The organism is Pantoea sp. 18069 (assembly GCF_902706035.1).
Classification (GTDB): Bacteria; Pseudomonadota; Gammaproteobacteria; order Burkholderiales; family Burkholderiaceae_C; genus Comamonas.
Genome location: NZ_CACSJA010000091.1, coordinates 1 through 1,067, shown reverse-complemented (window position 1 = coordinate 1,067; position 1,067 = coordinate 1). Strand labels below are relative to the sequence as shown.

Genomic DNA, 1,067 nt, shown 5'->3' with positions numbered 1-1,067 from the left:
TAACGGCCCTGCTCGCGCGGACCGTAGCTCGAACCCTTGCGCCCGCCAAACGGCACGTGGTAGTCCACGCCTGCCGTGGGCAGGTTCACCATCACCATGCCCGCCTGGCTGTGGCGCTTGAAGTGCGTGGCGTGCCTGAGGCTGCTCGTGGCAATGCCCGCGGCCAGGCCGAACGGCGTGTCGTTGGCCACGGCCAGCGCCTCTTCATAGTCGCGCACGCGGATCACGCTGGCCACGGGGCCGAACACTTCCTCGCGGTTGATGCGCATGGCCGGCGTGGAATCGACAAACAGCGCGGGCTGCATGAAGAAACCATCCTTCGCGCTGCCCGTATGGCAGGCCACGCGCGCGCCGCCCGCGGCCAGCACCGCGCCTTCGGCCTGGGCGATTTCCACATAGCTCAGGTCCTGCTCCAGCTGCGCCTGGCTGACCACGGGGCCGATGTCGGTGCCCGCGGCACGCGCATCGCCGACCTTGATCCTTGCCATGCGCGCCTGCAGCGCTTCGATGAAGGCCGGGTAAATTTTGTCGGTCACGATCAGGCGGCTGGACGCCGTGCAGCGCTGGCCCGTGGAGTAAAAGCAGCTTTGCGCCGACAGCTCGACGGCCTGGTTCAGGTCGGCGTCGTCAAGCACCACCTGCGGGTTCTTGCCGCCCATCTCCAGCTGCACTTTCTTGCCGCTGGCCACGCAGGCCGCGGCAATGCCCCGGCCCACGCCCACCGAGCCGGTGAAGCTGATCGCGGCAACGTCGGCATGCTGCACCAGGGCCTCGCCGATCACGCGGCCCGGGCCCATGACCAGGTTGAACACGCCCGCGGGAATGCCCGAGCGGTGGATGATGTCGGCCAGCGCCCAGGCACTCCCCGGCACCAGATCGGCGGGCTTCAGGACCACGCAGTTGCCGAAGGCCAGCGCGGGCGCGATCTTCCACGCGGGAATCGCGATGGGGAAATTCCAGGGCGTGATCAGGCCGACCACACCCACGGGCTCGCGCGTGATCTCCACGCCTATGCCCGGGCGCACCGACGGCAGGGTCTCGCCGGCCAGGCGCAGGCATTCACCCGC

1 protein-coding gene is annotated in these 1,067 nt (G+C 69.1%); it reads right to left on the bottom strand.

Annotated elements, in window-relative coordinates; translation table 11 throughout:
* A partial coding sequence (locus GVL12_RS25685; protein ID WP_159918381.1) for an aldehyde dehydrogenase family protein occupies window positions 1–1,067 on the bottom strand: 1,067 nt, incomplete at both ends.